The organism is Pontibacter sp. GD13, assembly GCF_058216355.1.
Window position 1 is genome coordinate 1 of record NZ_JBYZMQ010000019.1, and the last position, 5,328, is coordinate 5,328.

The 5,328-nt window shown below is 57.6% G+C and carries 2 tRNA genes and 3 rRNA genes; all 5 read right to left on the reverse strand.

Annotated features, from left to right (window positions below):
• Positions 1–6 precede the first annotated feature (6 nt).
• The 5 genes from rrf to AC4BAN_RS17075 all read right to left on the reverse strand — a co-directional run bounded on the left by rrf (position 7) and on the right by AC4BAN_RS17075 (position 5,149).
• Positions 7–118 (reverse strand): 5S ribosomal RNA (gene rrf, locus AC4BAN_RS17055).
• A 108-nt stretch (positions 119–226) separates the two neighbouring features.
• Positions 227–3,118 (reverse strand): 23S ribosomal RNA (locus tag AC4BAN_RS17060).
• 219 nt (positions 3,119–3,337) lie between these two features.
• A tRNA-Ala gene (locus tag AC4BAN_RS17065) sits at positions 3,338–3,411 on the reverse strand.
• 12 nt (positions 3,412–3,423) lie between these two features.
• Positions 3,424–3,497 (reverse strand) — tRNA-Ile (locus AC4BAN_RS17070).
• 129 nt (positions 3,498–3,626) lie between these two features.
• A 16S ribosomal RNA gene (locus tag AC4BAN_RS17075) occupies positions 3,627–5,149 on the reverse strand.
• Together the 16S, 23S and 5S rRNA genes with 2 tRNA genes alongside form the textbook arrangement of a ribosomal RNA operon.
• Positions 5,150–5,328: the final 179 nt, after the last annotated feature.

A 5,328-nucleotide genomic window follows, 5' to 3' on the forward strand; every position in this document is an offset into this window, starting at 1 on the left:
GTGTGGGGTTGGCGGCCACCTACTCTCCCGGGTGTGACCCCAGTACCATCGGCGCGTCCGGGCTTAACTTCTCTGTTCGGGATGGGAAGAGGTGCTCACCGGAGCCATAGCCGCCATTCTCTTCGCACGGTCCGCGTGGGCCGTGCCTGATGGCCTGTAAGTGCTGTTTTAACATGAGTGGGGAGAGAGAGAGCGGGCCGAAGGGGCGGGCCGTGGCCGGCCTTGGGTGAGAACGCGCTCGGGCAATTAGTACCGCTCGGCTTTGCCGTCTCCGACTTTACACCTGCGGCCTATCGACGTCCTCGTCTTGGACGGCCCTTAAGGGAGATCTCATCTTGGGGCGGGTTTCGCGCTTAGATGCTTTCAGCGCTTATCCCGTCCGAGCGTAGCTACCCTGCGCTGCATCTGGCGATACAACAGGTGCACCAGAGGCTCGTCCAACCCGGTCCTCTCGTACTAAGGTCAGGACCCCTCAAATCTCCGACGCCCACAACAGATAGGGACCGAACTGTCTCACGACGTTCTGAACCCAGCTCGCGTGCCACTTTAATCGGCGAACAGCCGAACCCTTGGGACCTTCTCCAGCCCCAGGACGTGACGAGCCGACATCGAGGTGCCAAACCTCCCCGTCGATATGAGCTCTTGGGGGAGATCAGCCTGTTATCCCCGGCGTACCTTTTATCCTTTGAGCGATGGCCCTTCCATGCGGAACCACCGGATCACTATATCCGCCTTTCGGCCCTGCTCGGCTTGTGGGCCTCACAGTCAAGCTCCCTTCTGCTATTGCGCTCTGCGCACGGTTACCAAGCGTGCTGAGGGAACCTTTGAAAGCCTCCGTTATTGTTTTGGAGGCGACCACCCCAGTCAAACTACCCACCAAGCACTGTCCCCCGTCTGACGAGGTTAGGCGCCAAGCAACTCAAGGGTTGTATTTCAAGGACGGCTCCCCGATGCCTGGCGACACCGGCTCACAGCCTCCAACCTATCCTACACATGAGTTACCCAGCGGCAATGCTAAGCTATAGTAAAGGTGCACGGGGTCTTTCCGTCCCGTTGCGGGTACTCGGCATCTTCACCGAGACTACAATTTCACCGAGCTCACGGCTGAGACAGCGCCCAGATCGTTACACCATTCGTGCAGGTCGGAACTTACCCGACAAGGAATTTCGCTACCTTAGGACCGTTATAGTTACGGCCGCCGTTTACCGGGGCTTCGATTCAACGCCTCGCCTTGCGGCTAACATCCCCTCTTAACCTTCCGGCACCGGGCAGGTGTCAGGCCTTATACTTCATCTCTCGATTTCGCAAAGCCATGTGTTTTTGTTAAACAGTCGCCTGGGCCTTTTCACTGCGGCTTCTCCGCTTGCGCGGAGGAAGCGCCCCTTCTCCCGAAGTTACAGGGCCATTTTGCCGAGTTCCTTGGCCGTGATTCACTCGAGCACCTTAGGATTCTCTCCTCGACCACCTGTGTCGGTTTGCGGTACGGGCGGCGCGCCAGTCAAAACGCTTAGCGGGTTTTCTAGGGAGCCTGATTAGGGACGATCCCCGCGCCCGGGGGCTTGGGGTACTTTCAGATTTCAGCTAGCCTGGCGTACTTCACAACCAGGCCAATACCTACGCCCTTAAACGCACTATTCCGTCAGTGCGCCGTCCTTTCACTTCTCCGTCACCGCGTCGCTGTGACGCGCCGGTACTGGAATATTAACCAGTTGTCCATCGAACTGCGCTCTCGCCTCGCCCTTAGGACCCGACTAACCCTGATCCGATTAGCGTTGATCAGGAAACCTTGGTCTTTCGGTGTGCGGGTTTCTCGCCCGCATTATCGTTACTTATGCCTACATTTGCTTTTCCAAGCGCTCCAGCACGCCTTGCCGGCATACCTTCACCGCCCTTGGAATGCTCCCCTACCAGTGCACATAGTGCAATCCGCAGCTTCGGTGCCATGCTTGATGCCCGATTATTATCGATGCCCTGTCGCTCGACCAGTGAGCTGTTACGCACTCTTTAAATGAATGGCTGCTTCCAAGCCAACATCCTGGCTGTCTAGGCAACTGGACCCCCTTTGTTCAACTTAGCGTGGACTTTGGGACCTTAGCTGGCGGTCTGGGTTCTTTCCCTCTCGGCGCGGGACCTTAGCACCCCGCGCCTCACTGCCGCGTATATCAAGTGGCATTCGGAGTTCGTCAGGATTCGGTAGGATGTGACTCCCCCTAGTCCTATCGGTAGCTCTACCTCCACATGACTCCACCGCGACGCTGCCCCTAAAGGCATTTCGGGGAGTACGAGCTATTTCTCAGTTTGATTGGCCTTTCACCCCTACCCACAGGTCATCCAAATCCTTTTCAACGGAAACTGGTTCGGACCTCCATTTGGTTTTACCCAAACTTCATCCTGCCCATGGGTAGATCACAAAGTTTCGCGTCTACCCCCCCTGACTGTGCGCCCTGTTCAGACTCGCTTTCGCTCCGGCTCCGCTCCTTGAGAAGCTTAACCTCGCCAGGGAGGAGTAACTCGTAGGCTCATTATGCAAAAGGCACGCCGTCACCCCACTAAAGGGCTCCGACCGCTTGTAGGCGCATGGTTTCAGGATCTGTTTCACCCCCTTATTCAGGGTACTTTTCACCTTTCCCTCACGGTACTGGTTCACTATCGGTCTCTCAGGAGTATTTAGCCTTACCGGATGGTGCCGGTGGATTCAGGCGGGATTTCTCCGGTCCCGCCCTACTCAGGGTACCACTACGGCCAAAGAGCTTGCGCACACGGGACTATCACCCCCTCTGGTCACCCTTCCCAGGGTGTTATGCTTCAATCTTTGGTCCGATATCGTGGCCCTACAACCCCGGCCGTGCCGTGACACGACCGGTTTGGGCTCCTCCGCGTTCGCTCGCCACTACTTACGGAATCATTGTTATTTTCTCTTCCTCCGGGTACTTAGATGTTTCAGTTCCCCGGGTTCGCCCCCCGTAGGGTAGTATATCTTCAATATACTGGGTTGCCCCATTCGGATACCCGCGGATCACAGGGTATGTGCCCCTCCCCGCGGCTTTTCGCAGCTTGTCGCGTCCTTCATCGCCTCTGAGAGCCTAGGCATCCCCCATGCGCCCTTGTCTGCGTTCTCGGCCGCTGCTACCTAAAGCAGCGGCCCGCCTCTTCTTGCTCGTTTTGCATGGGCTGCCCCGCAGGGCAGCCTAAACTTTTATTCTCTCTCTCCCATCATGTCAAAGAACTTACCCTGAGAAGCGAAGCGTCAAGGGTCCAGAGTCAGCCCCTGGTCTTGTCTGCTTTACTGTCAGGCTGGAGGCAAAAACCTGCTGTTTCTGCCTGTGTGGGTGTTGTGTGGAGAATAACGGAGTCGAACCGTTGACCTCCTGCGTGCAAGGCAGGCGCTCTAGCCAGCTGAGCTAATCCCCCAGGGCGTGTGAGTGGGCCTGCGTGGACTCGAACCACGGACCTCTACATTATCAGTGTAGCGCTCTAACCACCTGAGCTACAAGCCCGGAAAGAGGGCGCCGCTGCCGCCGTGCAACATTGGGGTTTGAGGTCTTGCCAAGACAGAAAACACGCAGTAAAAAAAGAAGGGGCCCGCGCCGGGGGCCTGCGCCCGAGGAGCCGGTGGCCGACCCTAGAAAGGAGGTGATCCAGCCGCACCTTCCGGTACGGCTACCTTGTTACGACTTAGCCCCAGTTACCAGTTTTACCCTAGACGGCTCCTTTGACGGTCACCGGCTTCAGGTCTCCCTGACTTCCATGGCTTGACGGGCGGTGTGTACAAGGCCCGGGAACGTATTCACCGCGCCGTTGCTGATGCGCGATTACTAGCGATTCCGGCTTCACGGAGTCGAGTTGCAGACTCCGATCCGAACTGAGACCGGCTTTTTGAGATTGGCGCCCTGTTGCCAGGTGGCGACCCTCTGTACCGGCCATTGTAGCACGTGTGTAGCCCTAGGCGTAAGGGCCATGATGACTTGACGTCGTCCCCGCCTTCCTCACTCCTTGCGGAGGCAGTCCCTCTAGAGTCCCCGCCATGACGCGCTGGCAACTAGAGATAGGGGTTGCGCTCGTTGCGGGACTTAACCCAACACCTCACGGCACGAGCTGACGACAGCCATGCAGCACCTTGCTTTGTGCCCCGAAGGGAAGCCCCATCTCTGGGGCCGTCACGCGCATTCTAGCCTAGGTAAGGTTCCTCGCGTATCATCGAATTAAACCACATGCTCCACCGCTTGTGCGGGCCCCCGTCAATTCCTTTGAGTTTCACCCTTGCGGGCGTACTCCCCAGGTGGATGACTTAACGCTTTCGCTTGGACGCTGACAGTGTATCGCCAACATCGAGTCATCATCGTTTACGGCGTGGACTACCAGGGTATCTAATCCTGTTCGCTCCCCACGCTTTCGTGCCTCAGCGTCAGTTTCGGCCCAGCGAGCTGCCTACGCAATCGGGGTTCTTGGCGGTATCTATGCATTTCACCGCTACACCGCCAGTTCCGCCCGCCTCGACCGAACTCAAGCCCGCCAGTATCAACGGCAGTTCCACGGTTGAGCCGTGGGATTTCACCGCTGACTTAACGGGCCGCCTACGCACCCTTTAAACCCAATAAATCCGGACAACGCTTGCACCCTCCGTATTACCGCGGCTGCTGGCACGGAGTTAGCCGGTGCTTATTCACCAGGTACCGTCAGTTACCCCCGCAGGAGCGTTTTCTTCCCTGGTAAAAGCAGTTTACAACCCAGAAGGCCTTCTTCCTGCACGCGGCATGGCTGGGTCAGCCTCGCGGCCATTGCCCAATATTCCCTACTGCTGCCTCCCGTAGGAGTCTGGTCCGTGTCTCAGTACCAGTGTGGGGGACCATCCTCTCAGAACCCCTAGCCATCGTCGCCTTGGTGGGCCCTTACCCCGCCAACTAGCTAATGGCACGCATGCCCATCTTCCATCGCCTCAGCTTTGACCGCCCTCGGATGCCCTCAGGCGGTGTCATGCGGTATTAATCCCGGTTTCCCGGGGCTATCCCCCAATGGAAGGTAGGTTGCATACGCGTTACGCACCCGTGCGCCACTGGCCAAGATCCCGAAGAATCAAGGCCCGTTCGACTTGCATGTATTAGGCCTGCCGCTAGCGTTCATCCTGAGCCAGGATCAAACTCTCCATTGTAAAAACTCTGCTGCAGTTACCTGCAAAATGTGTCCGTTCGACCCCGGCTCCCCGTTGCCCCCCCCGTAAGGAGGGGCGGCGCAAGTTGCCCCTGCGCGGGTTACCCTTACTCTTTCTCTTGTGTGTTATTTCTGTCTCAACAATCTCTCAAAGAACTTGCCGAAGAACTACTTTCTTCG